Source organism: Paenibacillus alginolyticus DSM 5050 = NBRC 15375 (assembly GCF_000422905.1).
Lineage (GTDB): Bacteria > Bacillota > Bacilli > Paenibacillales > NBRC-103111 > Paenibacillus_E > Paenibacillus_E alginolyticus.
The window spans coordinates 14,852-41,707 of record NZ_AUGY01000039.1 but is presented as its reverse complement, the minus strand read 5'-3'; the positions used below and the strand labels follow the sequence as shown (position 1 = coordinate 41,707).

Annotated in this window: 26 protein-coding genes; 1 reads left to right on the top strand and 25 read right to left on the bottom strand. The window is 45.2% G+C overall.

The features are described 5' to 3' along the window. Positions 1-86: 86 nt before the first annotated feature. The 24 genes from G519_RS0118030 to rsgA form a co-directional block, all read right to left on the bottom strand. A complete protein-coding gene (locus G519_RS0118030; RefSeq protein ID WP_029195898.1) occupies positions 87-1,196 on the bottom strand; it encodes a Nif3-like dinuclear metal center hexameric protein in 1,110 nt (369 codons plus the stop codon). Continuing rightward, the gene (locus tag G519_RS0118025; RefSeq protein WP_029195897.1) at positions 1,172-1,936 is read right to left on the bottom strand and encodes a tRNA (adenine(22)-N(1))-methyltransferase; all 765 of its coding nucleotides are present in this window, start codon (positions 1,934-1,936) and stop codon (positions 1,172-1,174) included. Before G519_RS0118025 ends, G519_RS0118030 begins: the two co-directional genes overlap by 25 nt. Positions 1,937-1,939: 3 nt before the next feature. Beyond that, on the bottom strand, positions 1,940-2,782 hold the full coding sequence (locus tag G519_RS0118020; protein ID WP_127527915.1) for a hypothetical protein: 843 nt from the start codon (positions 2,780-2,782) through the stop codon (positions 1,940-1,942). A 102-nt stretch (positions 2,783-2,884) separates the two neighbouring features. Next, positions 2,885-4,000, bottom strand: a complete 1,116-nt coding sequence (gene rpoD / locus G519_RS0118015; RefSeq protein ID WP_028558036.1) for an RNA polymerase sigma factor RpoD — start codon at positions 3,998-4,000, stop codon at positions 2,885-2,887. A gap of 37 nt (positions 4,001-4,037) precedes the next feature. Beyond that, entirely contained in the window at positions 4,038-5,885 is a 1,848-nt protein-coding gene (gene dnaG, locus G519_RS0118010; protein ID WP_029195895.1) for a DNA primase, read from the bottom strand. 49 nt (positions 5,886-5,934) lie between these two features. Then, positions 5,935-6,399 (bottom strand): YaiI/YqxD family protein, encoded by a 465-nt coding sequence (locus G519_RS0118005; protein WP_029195894.1) that lies wholly within the window; start codon positions 6,397-6,399, stop codon positions 5,935-5,937. Positions 6,400-6,489: 90 nt separating this feature from the next. Next, positions 6,490-7,305 carry a pyruvate, water dikinase regulatory protein gene (locus G519_RS0118000; protein WP_029195893.1) on the bottom strand — a complete coding sequence of 272 codons (816 nt, stop codon included), beginning with the start codon at positions 7,303-7,305 and terminating at the stop codon, positions 6,490-6,492. A gap of 179 nt (positions 7,306-7,484) precedes the next feature. Beyond that, positions 7,485-8,234: a DNA repair protein RecO gene (recO, locus tag G519_RS0117995; RefSeq protein WP_029195892.1), complete on the bottom strand. Its 750-nt coding sequence runs from the start codon at positions 8,232-8,234 to the stop codon at positions 7,485-7,487. Positions 8,235-8,286: 52 nt separating this feature from the next. Beyond that, positions 8,287-8,439: a YqzL family protein gene (locus tag G519_RS49055; RefSeq protein WP_082562144.1), complete on the bottom strand. Its 153-nt coding sequence runs from the start codon at positions 8,437-8,439 to the stop codon at positions 8,287-8,289. Positions 8,440-8,535: 96 nt separating this feature from the next. Then, positions 8,536-9,435: a GTPase Era gene (gene era, locus G519_RS0117985; RefSeq protein WP_029195891.1), complete on the bottom strand. Its 900-nt coding sequence runs from the start codon at positions 9,433-9,435 to the stop codon at positions 8,536-8,538. Between the two features lie 6 nt (positions 9,436-9,441). Then, the gene (gene cdd / locus G519_RS0117980) at positions 9,442-9,855 is read right to left on the bottom strand and encodes a cytidine deaminase (RefSeq protein ID WP_029195890.1); all 414 of its coding nucleotides are present in this window, start codon (positions 9,853-9,855) and stop codon (positions 9,442-9,444) included. 32 nt (positions 9,856-9,887) lie between these two features. Further along, positions 9,888-10,592: a diacylglycerol kinase gene (locus tag G519_RS0117975; protein WP_029195889.1), complete on the bottom strand. Its 705-nt coding sequence runs from the start codon at positions 10,590-10,592 to the stop codon at positions 9,888-9,890. Further along, the gene (ybeY, locus tag G519_RS0117970) at positions 10,592-11,119 is read right to left on the bottom strand and encodes an rRNA maturation RNase YbeY (RefSeq protein WP_029195888.1); all 528 of its coding nucleotides are present in this window, start codon (positions 11,117-11,119) and stop codon (positions 10,592-10,594) included. The genes G519_RS0117975 and ybeY overlap by 1 nt, the downstream gene beginning before the upstream one ends. Before the next feature lie 42 nt (positions 11,120-11,161). Further along, on the bottom strand, positions 11,162-13,372 hold the full coding sequence (locus tag G519_RS0117965; protein WP_036633340.1) for an HD family phosphohydrolase: 2,211 nt from the start codon (positions 13,370-13,372) through the stop codon (positions 11,162-11,164). Positions 13,373-13,430: 58 nt separating this feature from the next. Further along, complete coding sequence (locus tag G519_RS0117960; RefSeq protein WP_029195886.1) at positions 13,431-14,396, bottom strand: PhoH family protein; 966 nt, start codon at positions 14,394-14,396, stop codon at positions 13,431-13,433. A gap of 6 nt (positions 14,397-14,402) precedes the next feature. Next, positions 14,403-15,596 (bottom strand): sporulation protein YqfD, encoded by a 1,194-nt coding sequence (yqfD, locus tag G519_RS0117955; protein WP_029195885.1) that lies wholly within the window; start codon positions 15,594-15,596, stop codon positions 14,403-14,405. 34 nt (positions 15,597-15,630) lie between these two features. Next, positions 15,631-15,909 (bottom strand): sporulation protein YqfC, encoded by a 279-nt coding sequence (yqfC, locus tag G519_RS0117950; protein WP_029195884.1) that lies wholly within the window; start codon positions 15,907-15,909, stop codon positions 15,631-15,633. Between the two features lie 153 nt (positions 15,910-16,062). Continuing rightward, positions 16,063-16,524, bottom strand: a complete 462-nt coding sequence (locus G519_RS0117945; protein ID WP_029195883.1) for a hypothetical protein — start codon at positions 16,522-16,524, stop codon at positions 16,063-16,065. Between the two features lie 21 nt (positions 16,525-16,545). Beyond that, positions 16,546-17,535 carry a flotillin-like protein FloA gene (gene floA / locus G519_RS0117940; protein WP_036633322.1) on the bottom strand — a complete coding sequence of 330 codons (990 nt, stop codon included), beginning with the start codon at positions 17,533-17,535 and terminating at the stop codon, positions 16,546-16,548. Positions 17,536-17,625: 90 nt separating this feature from the next. Beyond that, a complete protein-coding gene (locus tag G519_RS43515; RefSeq protein WP_084160221.1) occupies positions 17,626-18,285 on the bottom strand; it encodes an NfeD family protein in 660 nt (219 codons plus the stop codon). Between the two features lie 135 nt (positions 18,286-18,420). After that, entirely contained in the window at positions 18,421-18,864 is a 444-nt protein-coding gene (locus G519_RS0117930) for a GatB/YqeY domain-containing protein (RefSeq protein WP_029195881.1), read from the bottom strand. 8 nt (positions 18,865-18,872) lie between these two features. Beyond that, complete coding sequence (gene rpsU / locus G519_RS0117925) at positions 18,873-19,046, bottom strand: 30S ribosomal protein S21 (protein WP_029195880.1); 174 nt, start codon at positions 19,044-19,046, stop codon at positions 18,873-18,875. A 114-nt stretch (positions 19,047-19,160) separates the two neighbouring features. Further along, entirely contained in the window at positions 19,161-19,511 is a 351-nt protein-coding gene (locus tag G519_RS0117920; RefSeq protein WP_029195879.1) for a histidine triad nucleotide-binding protein, read from the bottom strand. 233 nt (positions 19,512-19,744) lie between these two features. After that, on the bottom strand, positions 19,745-20,806 hold the full coding sequence (gene rsgA / locus G519_RS0117915; RefSeq protein WP_029195878.1) for a ribosome small subunit-dependent GTPase A: 1,062 nt from the start codon (positions 20,804-20,806) through the stop codon (positions 19,745-19,747). A 192-nt stretch (positions 20,807-20,998) separates the two neighbouring features. Between rsgA and G519_RS0117910 the strand changes: the two genes are divergently transcribed. Then, positions 20,999-22,921 (top strand): FAD-dependent oxidoreductase, encoded by a 1,923-nt coding sequence (locus G519_RS0117910; protein ID WP_029195877.1) that lies wholly within the window; start codon positions 20,999-21,001, stop codon positions 22,919-22,921. Positions 22,922-22,992: 71 nt separating this feature from the next. On the opposite strand, the gene G519_RS0117905 is transcribed toward G519_RS0117910, so the two are convergent. Further along, positions 22,993-26,847 carry a TIM-barrel domain-containing protein gene (locus tag G519_RS0117905; protein ID WP_029195876.1) on the bottom strand — a complete coding sequence of 1,285 codons (3,855 nt, stop codon included), beginning with the start codon at positions 26,845-26,847 and terminating at the stop codon, positions 22,993-22,995. Between the last annotated feature and the right edge of the window lie 9 nt (positions 26,848-26,856).

The window sequence follows — 26,856 nt, the reverse complement described above, 5'->3', positions numbered from 1 at the left end:
GTATACTAGGAATGCCTTCGAAATACAACTGCTGTTCGTTTCCTCTAATACCAATTGCAACTCAGCAAGTTAATAAATCACCATCCCTACAGGAACTGGAATGGTTCGGTATTCACCTCGGATGCCAGCACCTGCGTGTCCGTCTTAACCAACTGCGCGGCGAGATAATCCGCCACGCCGCGCTTCATGATCTTCTCGACGTTATGGCCAACGTCGATCAAAGTCAACCCCGCCGCGAGCGCATCGTGCGCGGTGTGGTAGTCAATGTCGCCGGTGACCAGCACATCGGCGCCGGCAAACAAGGCGTGCCGCATGTAGCGGCCGCCAGAGCCCCCCAGAACGGCCACCTTGCGGATGGGCCGTTCCAAATCGCCGACGACGCGCACCGCCGGCACGTCGAACACCTGCTTCGCGAGCTCCGTCAGCTCGCGAAGCGTCGCAGCCGCGGGCAGCTTGCCCACGCGGCCCAGACCGAACACTCTACCCTTGAGGTCCATCGGATAGAGGTCATAGGCCACCTCCTCATAGGGGTGTGCCTTCAATAGAGCCTGAACCGCCTTGCGCTGGACGCTGGCGGTTACGATGGTCTCAACGCGTACTTCCTGTACGCGTTCAAACTTGCCTGCTTCCCCGATAAACGGGTGCGTCCCTTCCTGCGGCAGGAACGTCCCCGTTCCGGGGATGTTGAAGCTGCAGTGGCTGTACTGCCCGATTCCCCCCGCTCCCGCGGTGAATAGGGCATCCAGCACAGCCTGGTGATGCGTCTCAGGGACGAAAACAACCAACTTCTGTAGCTTCTCCGTGTGCACATCCTCTAGATGAGTAAGCTCGGTTAAACCGAGCTTATCGGCCATCATATCGTTCACGCCGCCCTCCGCCACATCCAAATTCGTATGAGCGATATAGACAGCGATGTCGTGCTTGATTAATTTTTCATATAAACGACCAGCAGGCGTATCTGTTTGCAAATGAGCGAGCGGTCTGAAAATAATCGCATGATGAGCAATAATAAGATTAGCACCTTGCTGAATCGCTTCTTCAACTACTTCATTAGTGACATCCAAAGCAACTAGGACTTTCTGGATTTCCTTCTGCAAAGACCCTAGCTGTAAACCTATTTTATCATCAGGCATCGCATAATGCTTAGGCGCCAGCTGCTCAAACAGTTGGATTACGGTTTGACCTTTTGCAAACAAGCGAGTACCTCCTTTATTTCCTTTATTTCTTGACTGACCTGCTCCGCCTTCGCTGCAGATGCTTCAGCGGAAGATAGCTGGAGCTGCCCTTTAATCATGGCGAGCTTTTTCAGTTCGCTTTCCCACTTGGTGAACCATACTTCTGGAGCCTCGCTGATGAAGTATGGCCCCATTTGGAGCAAGCGTTCCTTCGAAACCCTCACTTCACCTGGCAGTTGACGTTCATTGTAAAGAGCCTCCAATGTCCGTTTTTCCTCATCAGGTACTGCTATGGCTGTCAATATCTCATAAATCTTACCATCTTCTTCTAGAATCGTTTCGGACTCCAGCTTCCAGCCTTGCTCCAGCAACCAACGCCGCACATGATCTTCACCAACATTAGGCTGCAAAATGAGATGAGAAACGCCTTGGAGCTTATGCTTTCCGGCTTCCAAAATACTAGCCATCAAACTTCCGCCCATTCCGGCGATCGTAATGACGTTCACTTCTCCTGTCTCGATAACAGCGAGTCCATCACCGGAACGAACACTAATTTTCTTGGACAATCCACTTTCAAGAACTTGCCGTGTTGCTGCTTCAAATGGCCCTGGATTCACCTCGCCGGCCACAGCAAACAAAATAATACCCTGTTGTGCCAAATACGTTGGCAATAGGGCATGATCGGAACCAATGTCCGCTACTTTTGATCCTAAAGGAACTCGATCTGCTATCATTTGCAATCTTTTCGATAATTTCACCATATGTTACATTACCCACTCTACCCATTTTTTACGCAGCAAAAATAATGCTACGCCTGCAGAAACTAACTTTCCCGTAAACGATAATTGAATAAGACGAGAGCTCATATTTACATCTGTTAGAAACGTCATCGCTTCAGGTGCAAACCAAACGATAATTCCAACTAACAGAAGCACACTAGCTGCCTGCTTATTCGTATGATGCGCAAGCCAAGCCATCCATATAAGTACAATACTAACCGGAATCCAACTAATTTCAAGTGAGAACCATCCAGGACTGTTCAGCTTGTGCAGCAATAGCCACCCGTACGTACCAACTAGCCCCAGCCAACCGCATATCTGGAAAATGGCCATACGGCCTACTAATCCATTAAACAACCAGACACTGCTACAAAAAGCTAAATAACCAATATAAGCATTAGCAGAACTCACATCATAGAAATCTAATAAATACAAACCAAGAAAAAGCAAAGCAATCGAAGAAACACCGCAAAGCAAATAAGAAACAACAGGTGCCTTCTGGTTCTGCCTGTATGCAAAAGCATAACAAATGATGACAAAAAGCGTGGAAATTCCAATTTGCATTGGCAATCCAAAAGAGTTAAAATTAAGAGCAGATAAGGTCAGAGCGGCAATCACCGCCATAATGACCAACCATATTTTCCAATTACTGTTTGCTACCGAGGATGCGGATACCCCCATTAATGAAGCAGGTTTAGGTGTTGATTCATCCACATACAAATTCATTAGAAAATCGCAATAATGCTCTGGGAGCAATTTGCTTCTGCGCCAATGATGGATTTCCCTTACAATTAATTTTCGTTTCTCTGCATCCATTAATTCGCTCACCTTCCTAGCTTCTTTATCGGTGATTTCATGCTCAGCCTTTAGTAGTAGTTTTACAATAAAAAAAGACCCCGCCGAATATGGCAGGGCCCTCTCACAGCGTCTTTATTCCAAGAAATCCTTTAATCGTTTGCTGCGGCTAGGGTGTCTCAGCTTCCGCAAAGCTTTAGCTTCGATCTGACGAATCCGTTCACGTGTAACACCGAATACTTTGCCTACTTCTTCAAGTGTACGTGTACGTCCATCATCCAAGCCAAAACGCAAGCGAAGTACATTCTCTTCTCTTTCCGTCAACGTATCTAGAACGTCCTCAAGCTGTTCCTTCAGAAGCTCATACGCGGCAGCATCAGCTGGAGCCAACGCTTCTTGATCCTCAATGAAATCTCCCAAGTGGGAATCGTCTTCTTCACCAATCGGTGTTTCCAACGACACAGGCTCTTGTGCAATCTTCATGATTTCACGAACTTTATCTGTGCTCAAATCCATCTCTTTGGCAATCTCTTCCGGCGTAGGTTCACGCCCCAATTCTTGCAGCAATTGACGGGAAACACGGATCAGTTTATTAATCGTTTCGACCATATGTACCGGAATACGAATCGTTCTCGCTTGGTCAGCAATGGCACGGGTAATCGCTTGACGAATCCACCAAGTTGCATACGTACTAAACTTATATCCTTTGGTATGGTCAAACTTTTCAACAGCTTTAATAAGCCCCATATTTCCTTCTTGGATCAAATCTAGGAACAGCATGCCACGACCTACATATCTTTTGGCGATACTGACGACGAGTCTAAGGTTAGCTTCTGCTAAACGTCTCTTCGCTTCTTCGTCCCCATTTTCAATCCGTTTGGCTAACCCTACTTCATCTTCCGCGGAAAGAAGCGGTACTCGACCAATTTCCTTCAAATACATCCGAACTGGATCATTAATCTTAATCCCTGGCGGTAAAGCCAGATCATCATCGAAGTTAAATTCATCGCGCTCATTTTCTTCTGGATTCATGGAATCCTCATCGGATTCGTTCCCTACGTCGATCCCTTGCTCCGAAAGCTGTTCGAAAAACTCATCGATTTGTTCAGGATCTTGATCAAAGGGAGCTAATTTCTCCATAATATCCTTGTAAGTTAGTGAGGACCGCTTTTTCCCCTGCTCAATAAGCTGGTCTTTCACCTGGTCCAGGGTCAATTCTGTCTCTAGTTCTGTACGCTGATCATTCGCCATGGTACGGACTCCCTCCTCCCTAGTCATTGCAGTAATTCTAAGTTGACTTCAATCGTTTTTCTAGGGCAATAATTTCAGTAGCAATTTGTGCAGCTCTTAGATGATCGCCCGCGCGTTCAGCGCGAACTCGTTCTTCTTTCTTACGTTCAACTTCTTCTTGCATTGGAACTTTGCGAATTTGGCGAATATAGTCGTCAATCACTTGTTCGTTCATTCCATGACCAGCACCCATCATAACAATGGAACTAGCCAAGCTCTCCAGCTGTTCGTCTTGCAGCATGGCAATGTATCGGCTTGCATCCGGCTCAGCATTCTGAGCGTAGTAAGCATATAAATAAGCAGCTAAGACTGCGTGAGCTTCAACATTGAATTGATCACCTAATTGTGCTTCCACTTGTGAGCAGACCTCACGGTCATGCATCATTACCGCTAATATTAACCGTTCTGCATTATGATAAGCGGGTAAAAGCGAAGGTGATTTTTTGAGTGTTCGTTCCGCTGTTCTCCCATTATTCATAACATTATTCCACAGAATTGGTTTATTATCCCCCTCTGGTCGGTTTTTTTCCGATTGCAGCAAGATTTCGTGAAGGTCTAACTTCATCGCTTCATACGAAGATTCCGGGAATTCAGAAGCCAACTGTTTCAAATAATGTTCACGTTCCATCGGAGATTGAAGCTGACTGATTAATTTCACAGCGGATTGCAGATAACGAAGTCTGTCACCGTCCTCATGCAACTTAAAATTTTTACGGATGTACAATAGCTTATATTTCATCGATGGTACGGCTGGCTCAATAATCTCCCGTACGAATCGGTCAAAACCGTAATTTCTAACATAATCATCTGGATCTTTGCCATCTGGCAGCATGGCTACCGTGACTCGGCTGCCTGTCTCTTCCAGAATAGGAATGCTTTTGAAAGCAGCTGATTGTCCCGCGTTATCCCCATCGTAACAAACAACGATTTGGTCAGCATTGCGATTCAGCAGAGCAGCATGTTCCTTCGTTAATGCTGTCCCCATCGTGGCGACACCATTACTAATTCCCGCTTCCCATGCTTTTATGACATCCACGTAGCCTTCAAAGAGAACAGCTTGTTGAAGCTTACGCATATTGGGTCTAGCTAGATGCAGGTTGTACATCGTCCGACTTTTATTAAAAAGAATAGATTCCGGACTATTTAAATATTTGGGCTGCGCATCGCCCATCGATCTGCCCCCGAATGCGATAACTTTGCCAGTAGAGTCGCAAATAGGGAACATGATGCGTTCCCGGAATTTATCCACATAGCCGTTACTCTCGTGTTTGGCAGAGATTAAGCCGCCCTTCTCCATTAGGGCTAAGTCGAACTCTCGCTTATCTAGCTGTTGAACGAGTGTATCCCACATGGCTGGCGCATAACCAATTTGGAAGGTATCGATCAGCTTATCCGATATTCCTCTTGAGGCCAAATATCCTTTAGCCACTTTGCCTTGTTCCGTATTGCCAAGAATATAATGATACAATTTTGCAGTAAAATCATAAGCTTTTAACAAGGTTGCTTTCTCTTGCTGCTGCTCAGTTTGCTCCTCAGTTGCTTCTTCCCATGTGATGGGGATATCGGCTTCTTCAGCCAGCTTGCTAACGGCCTCGGAGAAACTAAGTCCTTCGATTTCCATTACGAATCGAATCAAATTCCCGCCCACATTACAACCAAAACAACGATAAATTTGTTTTTCTGGCGTGACAGTGAATGAAGGACTTTTCTCAGAATGGAATGGGCATAGCCCCTTCATATAATGCCCTTGCTTGCTCAAATGTACGTGCCTACCTATGACATCAACAATGTCATGGCGCTTAAGTACAGCCTCAATGACCTCTTCAGGTATGCGTCCGTACCTCATTTTTAATCCACCTACAATTCAGGTCGCTTTTCCGACTAATTACTATTCGCTACTTGTTTTCGATTTCCTGCAAATTTTTCAAAAGTTTTGTCAAACCATGTAGAAAATTTTGACGATCTGCTTCCGTAAAAGGTTTTGGTCCCTTCGAATGCTTTCCGCTTCTGCGCATTTTCGCCGATACGTGGCGACGATCCAATAGAAAATCAATCGAACTATCGGTATATTCCTGCCCTCGATTCGTTAAGCAAATAGATCCCTTAGCCAATCCTAAGGCGGCGAGTCCAAAATCTTGTGTCACCAAAATATCACCTTGCCGAATCTGATTGGCAATATATAAATCGACAGACTGATCGGAACGGTCCACTTGAACGACCTTGACGCCAGGGTTCTCCTTCATCCGATGATCGAAAGAAGCAACTAGCACAACTTGTACACCAAACTGCCTACCTGCTTGCTCAATTTCGGATTTTACCGGACAAGCATCGGCATCAACGATAATACTTCTCGCTCGCATACACTTCAGCCCTGCTCTCTATACGAAATCTCACCGTACTATTATATACGATGGACTTGTAAAAAATCCTGCAAGGAATAACATAAAACCTTACTGCACTCGTTCGATATGGTCCATGATTAAACTTGCTGTTTCCTCAACGGCACGGTTGGAAACATCAAAGATAACACAACCGATTTTGCTCATAATTTTGTCAGCAAAAGCCAGTTCTATTTTAATACGTTCTACATTGGCGTAGGTTGCATTTTCTGCAAGCCCTAGTGTCCGCAGCCGTTCTTGGCGAATGACATTCAATTTATCAGGGTCGATCCGCAGTCCAATGATCTTATCCTTCGGAACCGTATAAATAGCTGCAGGCGGCTGCATTTCAGGTACCAATGGAACATTAGCGACTTTAAATCTTTTGTGCGCCAAGTACATAGATAAGGGTGTTTTGGACGTACGAGAGACGCCCAATAAAATAATGTCTGCTTTTTGTATACCGCTAAAATCTCGACCGTCATCATATTTGACTGCGAATTCAACAGCTTCAACTTTCTTGAAATAATCCTCATCGAGGGGATGAATCATTCCCGGTTGCCTGCGCGGTTCTTGACGTAATGCTTGCCCTAAGGTAGCAACAACAGGTCCAAGCAAGTCGATATGCGGGATATCGTATTGCTTCGCCTTGGCAATCAGATCATCACGCAATTCAGGAATAACCAAAGTAAACACGACAATTCCGCCGTGTATTCTAATCGCATTGATGACTTTATCTATTCCTTCAAAATCGTGGATAAATGGAGCTCGCATAATTTCAACCGGTACAGGATGAAACTGCATCGCAGCGGCACGAACGACAGATTCTCCCGTTTCCCCAACAGAATCCGAAACAACATATACACGAGTAGGTAGTGGGTGGTCCATTTCCCTTAGCCCCTTTCAGCAGGGACGAGGCCCTACATTAGACATTAGTATGTAAAGTAGACGAGAACAGAACGAAAAACATGAGAAAAACCTCACCGATATGCGGACAGCACAAGGGCGAGGTGATTTCCACCACATCATATCAAAGCCGAAATCACATGTCAAATTAGACAATAGCACTATATATTGTATTTTTCCATTTGCTCAATAAAGCCTCTGGATTTCCACTGAACACCAACATGGATATCCATATATGCTCGCATACAGGTCTTTAGCTGCGCCTTTGTCTCTTCCTTTACTTGTACAGCACCAAGTCTGCGCATATCCATGCGAGGAAATATTTTCAGAAGCTTAAGCGCTCCTTCACCAATAGGAATAGCCGCAGCATCTTTGTATCGACAGCGAGCACATAAAGTCCCGCCCATTGCAGGGCTAAAGGTCGTAATCCCCGACGTTTCTCCACAGGAGACACAAGCATCTGTCACTGGAAGATAACCGGCAAGATCAAACATCTTCATTTCATAGAGGTGAACGACGATCTGCATGTCCTTGCCCTCTTCAATCGCCATTAATCCAGCTTTCAGCTGCTCAAATATATAAGTGCTGCCTTCTTCGTCACCAAGCATTCGGTCTGTCATCTCCACCAAATAGGAAGCATGCGCAGACATATGTAAATCTTCCCGCAAAGCATGATGGGCTTCGATAATCTCAGCACTATTCAGAGACCCCATCTGACCTCTTTGTTTGAAAAAAACAAAATCGCCGTACGTAAAAAGCTGCGTAACGGCGGCATGTCGACTTTTCACTTTCTTAGCGCCCCGAGCCATGACACCAACCTTACCCAACTCGGGGGTGAATAAACTAATAATCTTGTTTCCCTCTCCATAGTCCATACTACGGAGTACAATCCCCTGTACGCTGCGCAGCAAATGACTTCCCCCATGAATGCCGCTCTGAACATAGGAGCTAATGAATATGAATTTACATATTCAGACCTTCGAGCGGCTCTTCGTTACTTTGATCCTCTTCCTGTACATCCGTGTCCATACCAGGTTCTCCGGAAACTTGTTTGTACAGCAGATAGGCATCTACATCACCGGTCTTTGAAAAATACGTCCACGAAAAATCTTTCATGTTCAGCATCCTCCCCATTGAACGTGATGTTCTTAGGATGCTCAGAGGAAGCTTCTCTATGCGATAAAAAAACTGGAACTGTTAGGGAAAAATCTGTTAGTCGTGACGGAAGCCAAGATCACGCAGAACTCTGTCTTGATTTCTCCAGTCTTTCTTCACTTTAACCCATAGCTCCAAGAAAGTTTTGGAACCAAGCAGTGTCTCGATATCACGGCGAGCCTGCCTGCCGATTTCTTTCAGTAAACTTCCTTGTTTGCCAATGACAATACCTTTTTGCGAATCTCGCTCCACGAATATGACGGCTGAAATATGGACTACACCATTGGACTCGACACGCATGTCTTCAATCTGGACGGCAATGGAATGCGGAATTTCTTCTCGCGTCAAGTGCAAGATTTTCTCCCGCACGAGTTCAGCACATACGAATTGTTCCGGGTGATCCGTAATTTGGTCGGCTGGGTAGTACTGCGGACCTTCTGGCAAGTAGCGAACAATTTGTTCCAACAGTGTTGTAACATTGTTACCTTTAAGGGCAGAAACCGGCACAATTTCAGCAAAGTTATACAAATCTTTGTAATTTGTAATAATCGCCAGCAGCGCTTCAGGCTGAACAAGGTCTATTTTGTTTAACACCAGAATGACGGGCGTTTCAACATGCTTTAGCTGCTCGATAATATAGCGGTCACCGCCGCCAATCCCCTCGGCAACATCAACCAAAAACAGGACCGCATCCACTTCCCCAAGCGTCCCATGCGCCACTTTACTCATATAATCGCCTAGTTTGGAAGTCGGTTTATGAATACCAGGCGTATCCAGGAAAACAATTTGGCCGTTATTGGATGTATAAACCCCATGGATTTTGTTTCTTGTTGTCTGAGGCTTATCTGACATGATAGCAATTTTTTGTCCGATAATTTGGTTCATCAGTGTTGATTTCCCTACGTTCGGACGTCCAATGATAGCGACAAAGCCTGATTTAAATTCTTTTTTAGCCACTTCTAGTTATCCTCCATTTGCATGCAAATCTTTCGTTGTGAAAGCACCCGGCAATAAGGCAGACACAGTCGTTTCTGCAAAATCACCTTTCATATTGCCAAGATAAACGGGCATATCCGGTGGACATAGTTCTACCAATACCTGGCGGCATACACCACATGGGGTAATTGGGCCTTCCGTGTCCCCCATAACCGCTATTGCTTGAAAGGAACCTGCCTTATGACCATCCGCGATTGCACGGAACAATGCTGTTCGCTCAGCGCAGTTGGTCGGTCCATATGCGGCATTTTCTACATTACATCCATAATGCACTTGACCGTTCGCGTCCAGAAGCGCCGCACCAACTTGAAAATTTGAATAAGGCGTATATGCTCTTTTCATCGCTTCTTTCGCGTGTTGAATGAGTTCTTGTTGATTCATAATCATCAACCTACTTTCATTTTATATTAACGTTATAGCATGTTAAGGCAGGAAAAAGCGAGGATTGTCACCATGATGCCAATGAGCGCTCCAAGAATTAGTGCTGGAAATGGCCGCTTTCTTTTGTCATACAGCATAATAAAAATAAGGGCAGAGAGCGTGTATGCAAGCAGTGCAACAATTGTTTGGGAGACGAAAATCGTAATGACAGTAGAAATCGCAAAGGCAATTGCCGTCAATAAACTAGGTCGTACTAATTTCCCTCTATCCGAGAAACGCGTTTCAATCACGATAACTGTCAATACAACAAGGGCAATAAGGACCCATATCGTTCCTGCGGATACAGGATTATCCTGCATTCTGGAATTTCGCAGTAAGTGATCAATCGGCTCATAGAATACTATCATGCCAACAATCACTGCAAAACCTGCAGACACCAATACGGACGCCGCGGCGACGTCCTTCGCAATTTTGGCTAACGGATGGCGATCTGGCATAGCCAAATCCACTGTTTTCTCCACAGCCGTATTGATGAGCTCAGTAACAATCATTAGCGTTACTGCAAGCAGAATAAATAAAATGTCCGTTTTGGGCAGATGGATAAAAAGCGCTGCCAACAAAACAAGAAAAGCAACGCAAAAATGGAATTTCATATTGCGCTGCGTATCTAAAGCATATTTGATTCCTTCATAGGCATACCGGAAGCTCCTGCGCCATTTACGGAAGCCGTCCGACATTAGCGGGTCAAACCTGCCTTCTGCAAAATGTCCTCCTGCTTAGCAAACATAATCTTTTCTTCCGCTTCACTTTGGTGATCATAGCCGATCAAATGAAGGAACCCATGAACGAATAGAAATCCGAGCTCACGCTCAACGGAATGTCCATAATCTTCGGCCTGAGCAATCGCACGTGGAACCGAAATAATAATATCGCCTAATGGCTCAATAAACCCTTCAGACACCGTCTCACCGTCTTGAAGATCTTCTAAGTCGCCATCTCCATTATCCTCGTAGTTGATCTGAATTTCATCATCTCCGAACTCACTCATTGCAAACGAAAGAACATCGGTTGGTTTATCTAAGTCACGGTACTGTTTATTAAGCTCTTGAATCGCTTCATCGTCTACGAATGTAAGGGCAACTTCCCCCTCTGTAACGCCTTCAAGCTTGCCTGCTAAACGCAGCAGCTCTTCAAGCTTTTCTATAAAAGCAGGCGTGATTTCTTTCACTTCCTGCTCACTGCTCCACTCTAACGTTAAATCCATACTTGCCATACTGTGCCCTCCTTTAATTGATCATAGATATCATCAAGCCCCTGACTTCTTTGGAGCTAGCTCACTTGGATATTCTATCCTGGAGTGGAAGATTCCTAGCAAGGTTTCGTTTAATGTTTTGGCAATCTTATCGAGCTCTTTGAGCGTAAGATCACACTCATTAAATTGGCCGTCATCCAATCGGGACTTAATAATTTTGTGCACCATAGAATCGATTTGTTCTAGCGTCGGATTACGAAGTGATCGAACAGCAGCCTCGACACTATCCGCTATACCCACAATGGCGGCTTCTTTGGATTGGGCTTTGGGCCCTGGATAGCGAAAATCCTCTTCGCGGATTTCTTTCTCACTGCCCTCATCCTCGGCTTGTTTTATTGCTTTATGATAGAAATAGTGCAAAAGCGTCGTTCCGTGATGCTGCTCGGCAATGTCACGCAACGGCTTAGGCATTTTATAATCCTTAAGCATTTCAACACCATCACGAGGGTGCGCTATGATGATGGACTTACTTAAATTGGGATCAATTCGATCATGCGGATTCTCAATATTCGTTTGATTTTCAATAAAGTAGCTTGGGCGCTTGGTCTTGCCAATATCGTGATAATAAGAACCAACTCGGCACAGCAGCCCGTCGGCTCCGATGGATTCAGCAGCAGCTTCCGATAAATTGCCCACCATGACACTGTGATGATAGGTCCCTGGCGTCTCCGTAAGCAGCTTGCGCAGCAACGGATGATTCGGATTAGAGAGCTCCACCAATTTGAGCGGTGATAGAATACCGAATGCGACTTCGAAAAAAGGCAGCAGCCCAATAACGAATACGACCGTTAACAATCCGCCTGCAGCCGCGAAAGAAAGCGACAGAAGGGCCTCTTTCTTTTGAAAATGATCTTCCATCAACAGCATCGATGTAATCGTCAACATGGAGAAGAAGGCAATCATGAGACCTGCTTTTAGAATGGTAGCCCGTTGGCTTGCCCTTTGAATCGTAAACACTGCAGTAAAACAAATAGCCAAGCTAACTAATCCGAAACGGTAGTCAAAAAGCAGCACATGCTCCGTGTTAAAGATAATACTAGCCATTAAGGAGAATAAGACCGATGCAATGAACGCTAGCGGAGCATCCAGTAAAATGGCAATCAGGATACTTCCTAACGCGGTCGGAGCTAGATAACCAATATAAGGATAATCTAGATTTTGAACGAGAGAGATCAATTTCATTCCAATAACATTGATAAGAAATATAAGAATGAGCATCACGAGCTGAGAATTATTGTACTTGATCGGCAAAGTGCTTTGTCGGACAAACATATAAATAGCGAAAGACAAGAGCGCCGAAAGAATACAGAGCCCTAATTGCGGCAAGTAATTCGCTTTGTCCTTCAAAAGCTCTAGTTTATCCAGCCTAGCGTATATCTCTTCCGTTATGACATCCCCGACTTTAACGAGAACATCATTCTTATTGATGTATACCGGTTTCACACTCTCTCTAGCTTGTCCTTTGGCATCCTCGGTACCCTTTTGATCAAAAAATTTATTCGGCGTTATGAGGGCTCTCGCGATTTCGGTAAGCATTTCACGGGAAGTATTCTTCGTCAGGTTAGATGTATTCACCAGCTCAGCGACTTTAGCTCGGGCCGTCTGCGCATCCAAGATTTGATCATTCATCAACTTGTTAACGATGTCTTTCGTCACAGGACGCATGGCCGCTAAGTCATCCTTGGTCAACCTTGGAAGCTTAAAATAAGTTTCCTCCGGCAGCGGGTAATTCTGTTCGGCAAGCCCCTGCCCAATTTGTTCAAGTAATAAATCGTTATATTGACCGCTGATACGAAGTGATTTAATAGATTGATTTTGCGTATCGCTGATTAGCTGCGGAATAACACGGCGATAAATGCTGACTTTGTCATCAAATTTCACTTCTTCATCCGCATTAATTTGCAATAATTTATCATAAATAACATCAATAAGCGTATCATTTTTGAGATTTACAATGCGATAAACGGGTTGGACGCGCTTAGCCGCATCTTCTTTCGCTTGTTCAGTAGCAACTGCATTTTCGATTTGTCTAGGCGCATAAATGGTTTTTTCACTCGTCGTTCCTAACACAATATCATAAACTTGAGGCACAAGCTTGACGTAAAGGGACATATAAAAAATTAAAGCCAGCAAGAGAAACAACAGTACCCGTATACCTGCACTGTATTTCCATCCGTTCAGCTGGTAATGAAATTTGCCTCTCATTTGCACTTCATTTTTCTTCACGGAAGGTCATTCCTCTCTGCCTAACAACCTTGCTCAGTTATTTATCATTTTCAGCATTGTACGCAACAATGATTTTCTGAACAAGTGAATGTCGAACCACATCCTGCTCATCAAAATAAATAAAGCCAAGTTCCTCGATACCGCTGAGAATGCGGTTTGCTTCCACGAGACCGGACGATTTGCCACGAGGCAAATCAATTTGCGTAACGTCACCGGTAATCACCATTTTGGAACCGAAACCAAGTCTTGTCAGAAACATTTTCATTTGTTCAGGCGTTGTATTTTGCGCCTCATCCAGAATGATGAAAGAATCATCTAATGTTCTCCCGCGCATATAAGCCAGAGGTGCAATCTCAATAAGTCCTCGTTCTAATGACTTGGCTACCTGCTCAGGTCCCAGGACATCATTAAGAGCATCATACAATGGGCGTAAATAGGGGTCAACTTTTTCCTGCAAGTCCCCTGGCAAAAAGCCTAGACTTTCTCCTGCCTCAACAGCAGGACGTGTTAATACAATCCTTTTGACGGCACCTTCCTTAAGCCTCGTCACGGCAAGTACAACAGCCAAATAGGTTTTACCAGTTCCTGCGGGTCCAATGCCGAAGACGATATCTTTCTTCTTAATCGTCTCGACATACTTCCGTTGCCCGATCGTTTTGACACGTATTGGCTTACCCTTATGTGTAGTCGTAATTTCACCTTTGAACAAATCAAGCAATTGGTCGGTTTTCATCTGCTTCGCAAGTTCAACCGCATACAAAACATCCCGCTCTGTCAACGTATAATTATTACGGATAAGCTGTAAGAGAACCTCAAAAAGCTGCTGAAGTGAGTTCACTTCCGCAGCAGACCCTTGTATCGTTATTTCGGCTTCACGTGTATAGATTTGTGCAGGAATCTCCCGTTCGATGACATGCAAGAATTTATCTTGCGGTCCGAACAAGGCCAGTCCTTCAACCGGATTTTTTAATGTAATTTTCACAGATTGCGCGTATTCTACCAACAGGCCTCATTCTCCTCGTATCACAATTGGTTGTTCTTCGGCGATATTTTCTTCGACTTCAAAATGCACGTCTATATAAATTTTACCATTCTCTGTTTTTTCATGCAAAATTTTTTCGCCGACAATTCTAGCATCTGCTCCTTCGGCTGCAAGTAATTTAGCTTTTGCCTGCTCTAATCCCGTCTTTTTAGCAATCACTGGATCAATAGGTTCCTCTACAATATGAACCTCCAACACCTTTTCATGAAGCCAACCGAGGGGAAGTGAAAAAGACCGCCAAGCCAGCGTTTTACGCTCCGGAATTGTTTCGAACTGCTCGAATTTCTGCTTGCCATAACCGCTTACTTGCAGGGCCCTTGTCCCAAATACAAGATAGTTGCGAGTCATAGCTTCACCTGAATATACCCTATAGGTTTTCGTTAGCGGAGTTTCGATTCGGGAGGTATACCAAACGATGCCCCTTACTTTACCACTTGCAACGACTACTTGGCTATTTTGTTCATCGCCAATGGTTCCGGAGATCAGCACGTCCCCTTTTCGCACATACGTATTCGGCTTCACCATAGGTTTGCCTTTATCTGATAAAATCTCGGTAACGAGCGCGTTTTTGGCAGCAACCAAATTCCGAGGATTCATGAGTGGTCCCTTGTCAGGAATGGTTGCCTCAACAACCTTGATCGTAATATGCGTACCTCGAATTTCGACACCAACCCAAGCCGCATGCGGCAGCATGCCTTGAATTTCGCGCGATAATTCCTCAGCTTTCTTCAACTTAAACTTCCATTGGAACGTATGTATGCCCTGTTTGGATGCAGCTTGTAAAATTTCTGCCTCAGAGATACGATCGTTCCCTTCCACACTAACTTGCCATACGAGCGAAGTCAATAAGTAGAGACCTATGATGAAAGCAGTCATGCCTGCAAAAAAAACCTTTCTCCGGCCCAGTCTGTCCATAAAAAAAGGCAGCCCGTGCCTTTCGGTAACATGCACCCGGCAGCCTGTCCGTTTCAGGAGCGGTCTAAGTTTGAAAAAGTCTTTGATCAGGATAAAAAGCTCAAGCTTTCCCCCATCTCCTGCTTGAATATCCCATATGGAGAAGCCCTTCTCCATCATGGGATTAATTAATCGCTCAGAACCTTCACCTCGTATTTGGATGCGCACATAACCTCGCAAACGAGCAATGAAAAGGGATTGTTTCATGACTCAGCCTCCTGTTCTCAGTCCATTCATTCATCTATGGTTCATATTTCACATGATCGATCAAGCCTTCAATAAACACTTCTTCTGAAAGAATAGCTCGAATGACTAATTGCTTTCCGAACACTTCGAGCGTTCCTTTCGTTAATTCGAGCTTTAAATTTTCACTTGAAAAATGAAGTACACCCCGATGATTCTCTACATAAAGCTGTACGTTGCCGATCATCGTAATTCGCGGCAAGTCCTGTACCACATCCTGAGGAAGATCAAGGATTTTGGCCGTGAACTGGTTCCATTTGCGGGTCAAGCGACGCATAGCTGGGAGTACCCCCTCTAACTAGATGATCATGAATACAGAAAAAGCGCAGAGACTTTCTACCAAATTATGCGGAGAGAGCCAGTTTTATGTGAAAAACCTGTAACACAAAGAACACCCTCTCGATCCATCGAGAGGGCGTTCTTACATACTTTATCGGCGATAAGGCTTCTTAGACCTAGGCGGGCCTAGAATTTCTGCCCACAAAATTCCTTGCAGGAGCTGATCTTGACTCGGTTGTTCTGGAAATGGACTTTGCGTAGAAATCGCATCTGCATAAATAGGCGAGTTTTCCTGAATAACCTGTGTAGGCGAGCCGAATGGAGATGCTTTCTGATTAGGCATAGTCGAGACTGCCTTGGCTTTGTTAGAACGGCCAAACTCGCCTTGCACGCGTCCCGATTGCAAGGTCGAACCACACCCCTTCTGCTCGGGTTTCTTCGCTGCTACCGGTCGCGTAGCGCCACTAGGGGTATCACCAAAGGATGGCATTCCTGGCCTCGCCTTGGTTTCCTGATTCGTTCGCCGGCTCTTACTTCGAATTTGATAAAAAAAGGCAAGTACTGCAATAACCAGATACCAGTTCTTTAACAAAATTCCAATGAGCTGTTCCATCTGATCACCTCTTCAAAACTACTATTCTTTCTCACTCTTGCCATCATTAATTTTGCCAAGGGAAGAACGCATTTGTGTATCAGCATCGATATTTTTAAGATTCATATAGTCCATGACACCTAGTTTACCATTTCGAAGTGCTTCAGCCATCGCAAGTGGTACTTGCGACTCCGATTCGACAACCTTCGCACGCATTTCTACGACTCTGGCTTTCATTTCTTGCTCGGCAGCAACAGCCATAGCACGTCTTTCCTCGGCTTTAGCCTGTGCGATTCGCTTATCGGCTTCGGCCTGTTCCGTTTGTAAATGGGCGCCAATATTTTTACCTACATCCACATCTGCAATATCAATCGATAATATTTCAAAAGCCGTTCCGGCATCCAATCCTTTACCCAGAACTGTTCGAGAAATTAAATCCGGATTCTCTAGAACATCTTTGTGAGAGTCACTGGAACCCACTGTAGTAACAATCCCCTCACCTACACGTGCGATGATCGTTTCCTCGCCCGCGCCCCCTACAAGCCGGTCAATGTTGGCTCGAACCGTAACCCTGGCAATAACTTTTACTTCAATGCCGTTCTTAGCCACTGCAGAAACATTAGGTGTCTCAATGACACGTGGATTTACACTCATTTGAACCGCTAACAACACATCCCGCCCCGCTAGATCAATAGCCGCTGCACGCTCAAACTCCAAGTGAATCTTCGCTCGGTGAGCAGCAATTAAAGCATTGACAACCCGGTCAACGTTACCGCCTGCAAGAAAGTGGCTTTCAAGCTGATTGACACTTAAATCAATACCCGCTTTAGTAGCCTTAATCATCGGATTAACAATCCTGCTCGGAGTCACGCGGCGAAGCCTCATGGCAATTAAAGTAATAATGCTAATTCTTACTCCGGAAGCAAGCGCCGAAATCCAAAGCATGACAGGTACAACACTCAGCAATACCGAAAGCGCAATAATAATGATGGCCGCAACCAACACCAAATATAATCCTGGTTCTAAATTCATTTTTTTCCTCCTAATATAGGGATCTTTGAACGTAGTTCAAAGTCTCTCCGCTTTGGGATCTTTGGACGCGTAGTTCAAAGTCTCTCCGCTTTACTTCGTATCCGACTCTCGTACTACAACGCGAACTCCTTCTACATCCAGAACGATTATACTCCTTCCGTTGGGAATAAAGCTGCCATTCGTCACCACATCCACACGCTCACCGTGAATGATTGCCGTTCCTGCCGGGCGCAGCGGAGTAATCGCTTCTCCCGTCATTCCAATCAAATAGGATCGATCTGGGTTGGACGTAAATCCTTTGTTCGTTGTTAGCTGCTCCTTAAGTATGAAACGGTTCCAAATACCGCGGTGCTTAAAGGTTTTGATCGCGAAGGAGATTGCAACGATTGCTAACAACAAGGCGATACCTAGCATTATCGCGGCTTGCGTGGGATCTGAAGAAGCCATCAGAACCCCACCAAATAGACATATTGCACCTAACACACTTAGAATCCCAAAACTCGGAACGACCAATTCTAGGATAAGAAGAAGTAACCCGATTCCGAAAACAGCCATGTCACCGAAACCAGCAAAACCAGCTAAATAAAACCCAAGAAAATAGAGTGCAAAGCCAGCTACCCCCGCTAAAGCGAGCAATCCACTGCTGAAAAAAAGCAGTTCCAATGCAATTCCAATGATCCCAACCACTAATAATACCGTCGCTGTTACGGGATGAGTCAGAAAGGCAGATAAGTTTTCTACAAACATCATCTTTCACTCCTTTCCTTGAATCTTCCTTATCACTAATATGTACGCTGCAATACACAAACTGTTTCGTTTTTGCTCAAGAAACAACAAAAGACCGAGAGGACTTAACCCACTCGGTCTTTTCTAACATATTTGTTATTAACCTAATAATTGTTGAACTAACTGATTGATAAGTTTACCATCAGCGCGTCCTTTGACCTGAGGCATCAATGCCGTCATCACTTTGCCCATATCCGCTTTGGAAGAAGCACCAATTTGCTGGATGGTCTGCTGTACAATGGCTTTCACTTCTTCCTCAGAAAGCTGTTGCGGCATGTACTCAGCTAGAATAACAAGTTCTGCCTTCAGGCTCTCGGCCAAATCATCTCTGCCGGCCTTCGTAAATTCTTGGAGGGAATCCTTACGCTGTTTGATTTCACGAGTTAGAACGTCAAGCACTTCATTGTCATCTAAGGCTCTTTTCAGATCAATCTCTGAATTCTTAATGGTAGATCTTACCATTCGAATTACGGAGAGTTTGAACTTGTCCTGACTCTTCATCGCTTGCTTCATATCTTCGTTCAATCGATCGCTTAAGCTCATGTTGCCTCCTAGAACTTTCTCTTACGAGCAGCCTCAGATTTAAGCTTACGCTTAACGCTAGGCTTGTCATAATGTTTACGTTTTTTAACTTCTGCAAGAATGCCATCCTTAGCGATGGAACGCTTAAAGCGACGAAGTGCAGCATCTATAGTTTCGTTCTTACGAACTCGAGTTTCTGACAACAGTTTTCCCTCCCTCCGAACAGACCATCTAAGACAAAACGGTTCATCAAATCTCATTATAGGTCATAGTAATTAGGGTGTCAATCGCAAACCTTTCGTTTCGAGAAAGGAAGCTTAATTGTGCACGCCTAATGGCGATAAACGCGCCCCAGCCATAAGATGATAATGAAGATGGTGAACAATTTGCCCCGCGTTAGCTCCAATATTAGTTATAACCCGATAACCTGATTCTTCCACGTCTAGTTCTCTAGCAATTTGCGCAGCCACACGCTGAATTTGACCGATTATATTCCAATCCTCTTCTCCCGCATCAGCGAGTGAAGCAATATGCTTCTTAGGAATAATAAGAGCATGAATCGGAGAAGCTGGCTGAATATCATGGAAAGCAACAATCTGTTCGTCCTCATAGACTTTCTTAGAGGGAAGTTCCCCCGCAATAATTTTACAGAAAATACAATCACTCATTGTTCGGCTTGTCCCCCTCTTTCGTGAAACTACTACATTTAATTTTATCGGATAAGAACGAAAAAATCCAATCCAATCTACAATTTTAAATGGAATATTTGCAAAAAAAAGAAACACCTCATTGATGATGAGATGGATCTAGATTGAATGGGTTTCATTCTATTAATAATAGGGAAGTAAGGATAAGGTTAACAATGCTGCTAGCGGTAGGATTTGTCTTGCAAAGCGGCGCCTTAACGGTTAGGCTGACTTTTTAAGGATTGGCGCAGCTTTTTCCATTTCGCTTTCTCAGCTGCTTGAAGCCCTTTATCTTCTTTGCGCGCCAAATAAGCGAGTTCCTTTTGTAATTTTAAGTAGTTATGAAATCGTTCAAGAGCCAAAGTTCCTTCATCTAACGCCTGATTCACAGCGCATTTCGGTTCATTCTCATGCTTACAATCCTGAAAATAGCACATTTGTGCAAGTTCTTCGATATCTTGAAATGACGTGCTTAGCCCCTCCGAAACGTCCCACAGCTGGAGTTCACGCATCCCTGGCGTATCAATCAATATGCCTCCACCAGGCAGCGTAATGAGCTCGCGGTGGGTCGTCGTATGCTTCCCTTTGTCATCCCCAGAACGGATATCCCCTGTGTCCAGAATATCCTTCCCATAGATGCGATTCACCAAGGTTGATTTACCCACTCCTGACGAGCCAAGAAGAGCGACAGTTTGGCCAGGAGAAATGTAAGCAGCAAGCGCATCCAGTCCGCGATTTTCTGCTGAGCTAATAATATGAATGGGCACACCCACCGCAACAGCCGCGACCTCAGCGGCCAGCGCTTCCGGATCCTCACATAAATCCGCTTTACTTAGAACAATTACCGGATTTGCTCCGCTCTCCCAAGCTAACACCATATAACGCTCAATACGGCGTACATTAAAATCTAGATTGAGCGCTGTGAATAGAAACACTGTATCTACATTCGAGGCAACAATTTGTTCTTCGGTGACTTGACCAGCTACTTTGCGGGAAAACTTACTTTTACGCGGCAATACAGCATGGATCGTTGCTCGCTGTTCTTCTCCCCTGATGGACAGTACGACCCAATCGCCTACAGCTGGGTAGTCTTCGCGCCGGAAAGCAAGATGCCGCATTTTACCCGATACCTCGGCTAGCGCTTCCCCGACTTCCGTCTGAACGCGATACATATGTTTATGTTCCAAGGACACCCGTCCAACCTGGTATCCTTCGTTTCGGTAAGGTTCGAAAGCTTTTTCAAAAAAGGAATCCCATCCTAAATCTTCATTTTTCAAGTATATATTTCATCCTCTCATGTGGTTCTATTCTGAAGTATAGACCGCTGGTAGCAACATCACACGGGAAACAATTATTTAGATTGTTTTTTCCTTATTCAAAATTTATGCGGATGGTCAATTAATATGTAGACTGAAAGTCTATTTTTGCATATAATAGGAGTAAATCGATGGTTGGAATGGAGTGAGCGGATGAGCCAATTCATGAGAGCCTCCACCCGCAAAAAGCGTGATGTGATGATGGAAGTCGCTTTAACCATGTTTATGGAAAAAGGCTATGAGAATGTGTCCGTAGACGATATCATCGCAGCGACGGGATCATCAAAGGGAACGTTTTATCATTATTTTAAAAGTAAAGATGCTATCATTTCAGCACTTTACAGTAAACAAATTCAATTGATTCAAGAATGGGTGAAGCAGCCTCCGTCCAAGGTTCAGTCCTTAGAAGGACATATTAATCGCTTATTTTTAGACTTATCGTCCAACATTCATTCCTCACCACGACTAGTCCGAAGCTTACAAGCATTATCCTTGCAAAATGAAACCGTAAAAACGGAAGAACAGCAGCAATTAAACGTATTATCTGAAAGTTTATTACATTGGCTTCCTGAACCAAGAAAAATCGAACTGCTCGTTTGCATGTATACGGGAACGGTCCGTACTTGGTGCAATCAAGAAGAAGCCGATTTACTCTCCATGATGAAAAACAACTTAGCCTGGCTTTGGGTAGGTATACGCTCCGCGGAGCCTTACGCATCCCTACAGGTAGAACCAGTCCCCAAGGAGGAACACAAAATGAAAGTAGCTATTATTGGCGGAGGCCTGGCTGGATTAACAGCGGCCGCTTATTTATCTGAGAATCCGCATGTCGAAGGTATCCTTTTCGAGCGCAGCCCGCAGCTTGGAGGACGTGCTTTTACTTACGAAAAAGCAGGATTTACACTCAATTATGGCGCACATGCCATCTATGGGATTGATCGTCATACATTAACAAACATGGAACGTGAGCTTGGACTATCTTTTTCTTCTAAGCAAGTAGATAAACGCAAAGTTTTTTATGCGAAAAATAATCAGCTTACGCCAGCACCGCTCGATGCGATTAACCTTTTAAAAACTGATTTGCTCAGCACCATGCAAAAAGTAAGATTCGTCGGTGAAATTACCGCTATTATCGCGAATATTCACAACCTAAAAAACTACGCAACGCTTGCAGATTATTTGGCAGAATCCAATGCAGACGAGGATGTTAAAGAGTTATGGGAGCATCTGGTTTGCTCCAACTTCTTCATTACGCCTGAGGATGCTCGCAACGTCTCCGGAGCGGTAATCAGCGAGTACTATCACAACTTGTTCCTTTCCTCGAAGCCAGTTAATTATATATTGGGAAGCTGGGCCGTCATTACGAATCAACTTAAGCAAAAGCTGACAACGTCTGGCAAATGGGAGATTGCCCTTCAAGAAGGCGTGGAGAGCCTGCGATATGCGGATCGCAAATTTGTATTGCAAACCAAACACCGTGAAGTCGCCTTTGACAAAGTGATTTTCGCCATGCCGGTTCAGCAAGTCGTCAAGCTTCTGAAAGGTACTGCATGGGAGCCGTTCCTAGCTCCATATGAATCCAATACCGCAACCGAAGTCATGGTGTACGACGTTGGATTAAGCCGTGTTGTCGCTAGACCCTTCAGCTACATCAGCGACATGGATAACAAGCTATTCATCAGCGATGTTTCCGCGACGGATCACACACTAATACCAGAAGGCGGTCAGCTGCTGCAAGGTATCGCATACTTAAGCGACCGCTTCGATAACGAGGAGCAGCGCAAAGCATACCTGGAAGAGAAGAACCTCCAAATGGAAGCCTTATTTGATAAACATTATCCAGGCTGGCGCGATGTCACAGCCGTGAAACGGGTTTCCAAGAAAGCGATGGTTTCCAGCGTGAAAAACATTGCTTCCAATAATCTACTGCCGATACGTGTGGAAAACGTGCCTTTCTACTTCTGCGGAGACGGCTGTACAGGTAAGGGAGAGCTTGCAGAACGAGCTTTCTCAAGCGCCCGCACCGCGGCGTTATCCATTGTGCAAGAAGTTCAGCAAGCACTTCAAAACGTTTAATCCACTCCAAATAGATGGATTATCATAACAAACAACCAGCCCCCCATTAACGGGAGAGCTGGTTGTTTTGTTTATTGTTTGGTCACGCGGACATCATCCATGTGAAGCGTAGTTCCACCAGGTGAATCCACGTAAAATCCAACATCGATCTGGCCATTGGTCACCATAATATCACTTACGCTGATGTATTTCCAAACACCGCTGTTACTGATGTTCGCATAAATAGCTGATCCGCCATAGTTTTGAATTTCAGCTCTTGCCGTCGTCGGCGTCGTATTCTTCATGCGGACCCAGGCTTCAAATTTGTATTTTACATTATTAACAGGAACACTAATAGTTTGATGGATGCTTTGTTGATAGGCACCTGCTGCAAAGAAGTAGGCCCGCTTATCACCCGACCACGGAGATTCAGGCGGATTGGTGGTTGAGCCGCTATCAACGCCATAAGCAACAGCTTGCGTGCCTGGATGCCACTCCATCCAGTTATTGGTTTGACTCGTATCACGCTCGAAACCGGGATTGTCTAGCAGATTCTGCTCAGAAACCGGCGTTCCCGCTGCCGAAGTTGAAAGAAGCAGACGATCTAAGTTGATGTTCCCGCTGTCAGCGGCGTCATATGCCAACGAAATTGTGTTTGCCCCTGCATTCAACGTCACCGTTTGCACATTATCCTGCCAAACGTTCCAATTAGTACCAGGGCTTGTAAAACTGGTTTGCCCAAGCTTAGCTCCATTGATATAAGTACTCAACGTTTTCGTCGCAGCACTGCCATTCGCATATCGCAGGGCAACCTGATAGCTTCCTGCGCTAGGGACATTCACGTTGTATTTCACCTGAGCGCCTACGGCACTCAAACCGTCTACAAAAGCCGTACCACTGTAGTACCAATGGTTCGTGTTCAATGAGCTGCCGCCAGTGAGCTCAGCACTTTCTGCTTCATACTTACCGACAATTGGCGCAAAGGGCACCGAGATGTTGTCGATGTTAACATTGCCCGTATCTCCCGCATCGGAGTAATATTTGTAGGTCACAACATTCACACCTGCCGTCAAAGGCAGTGTCTCGGATTGCGTAGACCAAGTGTCCCAATTTGCGAGATTAGCGAGCGAGGTGGACTTCACTCTTTTTCCATTAACAAAAATACTGACAGTCTTATCCGTGCCTGAAGCATTCGCATAACGTAAAGAAACAGTATAGTCACCGCCAGTTTTCAACTTTGGATAGAAGGTGACCCCAGCGCCATCATTACCCAAACCATCTACAAATCCAGTTCCCGTATATCCGGTATGATTGGTGTTTATAGACGCCTTTGCTGCAACCGAATTGCCAGAAAGCGATGCATCCTCAGCTTCGTACTGCGAAGAAATAGCGCTCACGGCAGCAACACCTGTAACAGCAATAGATTTAAAAGAAGCTGTACCTGCCGTCACTTTCACATAGGTGACATCCCCATAGATGTCCTTCCCAGTCGCCCAACCTTCCCCAGCGGCAGCTTTTAATGCTTCCAAGCTTGCATAAGATGTCATAGCAGTGCTGTTATTCGTAACAGAAGTTCCAGCAGAACCGTGCAGCTTAACGATATAGGATTGGAGAGCCGGCGTGTAACTGCCGCTCTTCGCTCCTAATGTAAAACTTAACGAGCCTGACCCATTATCCTGCGCAGTCATATTTTGCTTAAAATAAGTGCCGCTCTCATAGTTATAACTGGCGCCATCATCATCGTAGTACGTAAAACTCGACTGCTTCGTATCCGGAAACACATCCACATCAACGGAAGTGACGGAAGTCTGCCCTACGTAATCCTGTACTTTCTGTGTTGGAATAATGGCACCTTTTTTAATAAAGAGAGGCATATCTGTCAACGTGTCCGGATTAACCGAATATCGGATGGTTTGACCGCCAGTTATGGCATTGCCTCGCGCATAGTCAATCCATGACCCAGACGGTAAATAGATATCCTTACTCGTCTGTTGTTTATCTACCACAGGTGCAGCCAGCAGCCAGTCACCAAACATCCAAGCATCCGTGTAATTTTTGACGGCCGCATCTGTCGGATAGGCTTGCATCAATGGTTGAACGAGCCCATTCCCATTCTCGTAAGCACTTCTCTCGTAGGCATACATATAAGGAATCAAGGAATACCGCAGCTGAATAGCTTCTTTGGAAGCTTCCTCTGCCGTCGATCCGAAGTACCATGGCTGGCGCTGCTGATGGTTGTTCCCATGAACTCGGAAAACAGGCGTCAGGGCACTGAACTGCATCCACCGAGCGTATAAATCGGGATTCGGATTGTTCGTCGTGCCATCCTGCTGATTGAATCCGCCGGTATCCATGCCCCATTTCACCTGGCCATTGTTCACGGAGGATAGCATAACTGCCCTTTGTTCCTGCATCCCGGCAGCCCAGTTGATCCGTTCGCCTTTATTGTATTGAATGCCAATATCGCCAGACCAAAGCGTAGTCGCATACCGCTGGGCACCTGGGTAGAAAGTTCTAGCCGTTTGCCACACACGCTGCGCTCCACTCGTGTAAGCCCGCCCCCCTTCGTACATCGTCTGAGACATGTGGCCTGTTGTGAAATTGCCAAACCAATATGACGCTCCACCCGAAGATACTTTATCCGTCTCGTCATTCCACCAACCAACGATCCCTTTATTAAGCGCATCAATGGAATGACTCCAAAACCAGGAACGTTCGCTAGCATTATAAGGGTCGATACTGCGTACAGTTACGGGAATGAAATAATCTTGATACTCGTTATGGCCCGGATAAAAGTAACCACCGTTTGTCGCGTCCGTCCCTTGGGTCGTCACATTCGCAGAAGCATCCTTCGTAACGATGCGGGGTTTCGTAATTCCGATCATTTTGATGCCCTTAGCATCCATTGTTGACTTTAAAGAAGTCGTTGAAGCAGAAGGGAAATTAGTCGTATTCCACGCAAATTCACCATAGTTGGTTTCCCCGTACTTTTTCCAGTCATAGTCGAAGGCGTAAGCATCTATGGGGATATTCTTGGCACGATACGTATCCACATTATTCGTAAATTCCGTTTGATTCGTATCCCACTCAAAGTTCATGAAACCAAGCGACCACTTAGGCAGCATAGGCGGTTTCCCCGTGATTTCCCCTACGTCAGTCATAATTTCCTTGGGGTTTCCGAGCATAATATAATACTCCACGTTTTGTTTCACATAACGACGTCCCTCAGGAGGGGTCCCGCCATAATAAAACTCCATTTGACCGGTTGTGCTATCTGTATAGGGGTAGCCGCCATCGCTATCGACTAATAATCCATATCCTGCCGTACTCCAAATAAGCGGACCACCGGAATCTCCCTGCTCACCTGCATGGGCGGCATGATTGGACGAATTCCGCAGCAGGTCACCCCCGCTATCAAAAGCATTGAAGCTCCGGATGCCATACATATTATCCCCTGTGGCATGAAGGAAACGCACACCGTCTGAGAATACCCCTCCGCCTGTTGGTTCCCAGAATAGCGTAGTGCCATCAGCCTTTTTGACCGTCATTCGCACCGGGTTCTTGGTAATTTCAATCTTCATATTGGAGGTCGTGATGGTCATTGGATTGGCTGTCGTATTAATCGTAGCTCCTACAGCTGACCAAGTTTTGTTAGGATCGAGCATCGGCGTCTGTGCGCTCGGCGCTATGCTGTTTGGACGATAATCCACCTTCAAAATACCGTTTTGCACCGCTTGAACTATTAAAAGGTCATCACTCGGCTCCGCACCGTTATCAACGGTTAGCGTCAAGGTATCTCCGGTGACACTCGAAGAAATGAGATTCCCTAGGCTGCTGACATAGGCATGTGCAGGCGAAACAGGAAGCAAGGTAAGGGTTGAACCAAACAACGTAAACACTGTAAAAAAAGCAAGGATACGTGGAATTTCTTTGTTTGGTAGACTCATTAATGATAC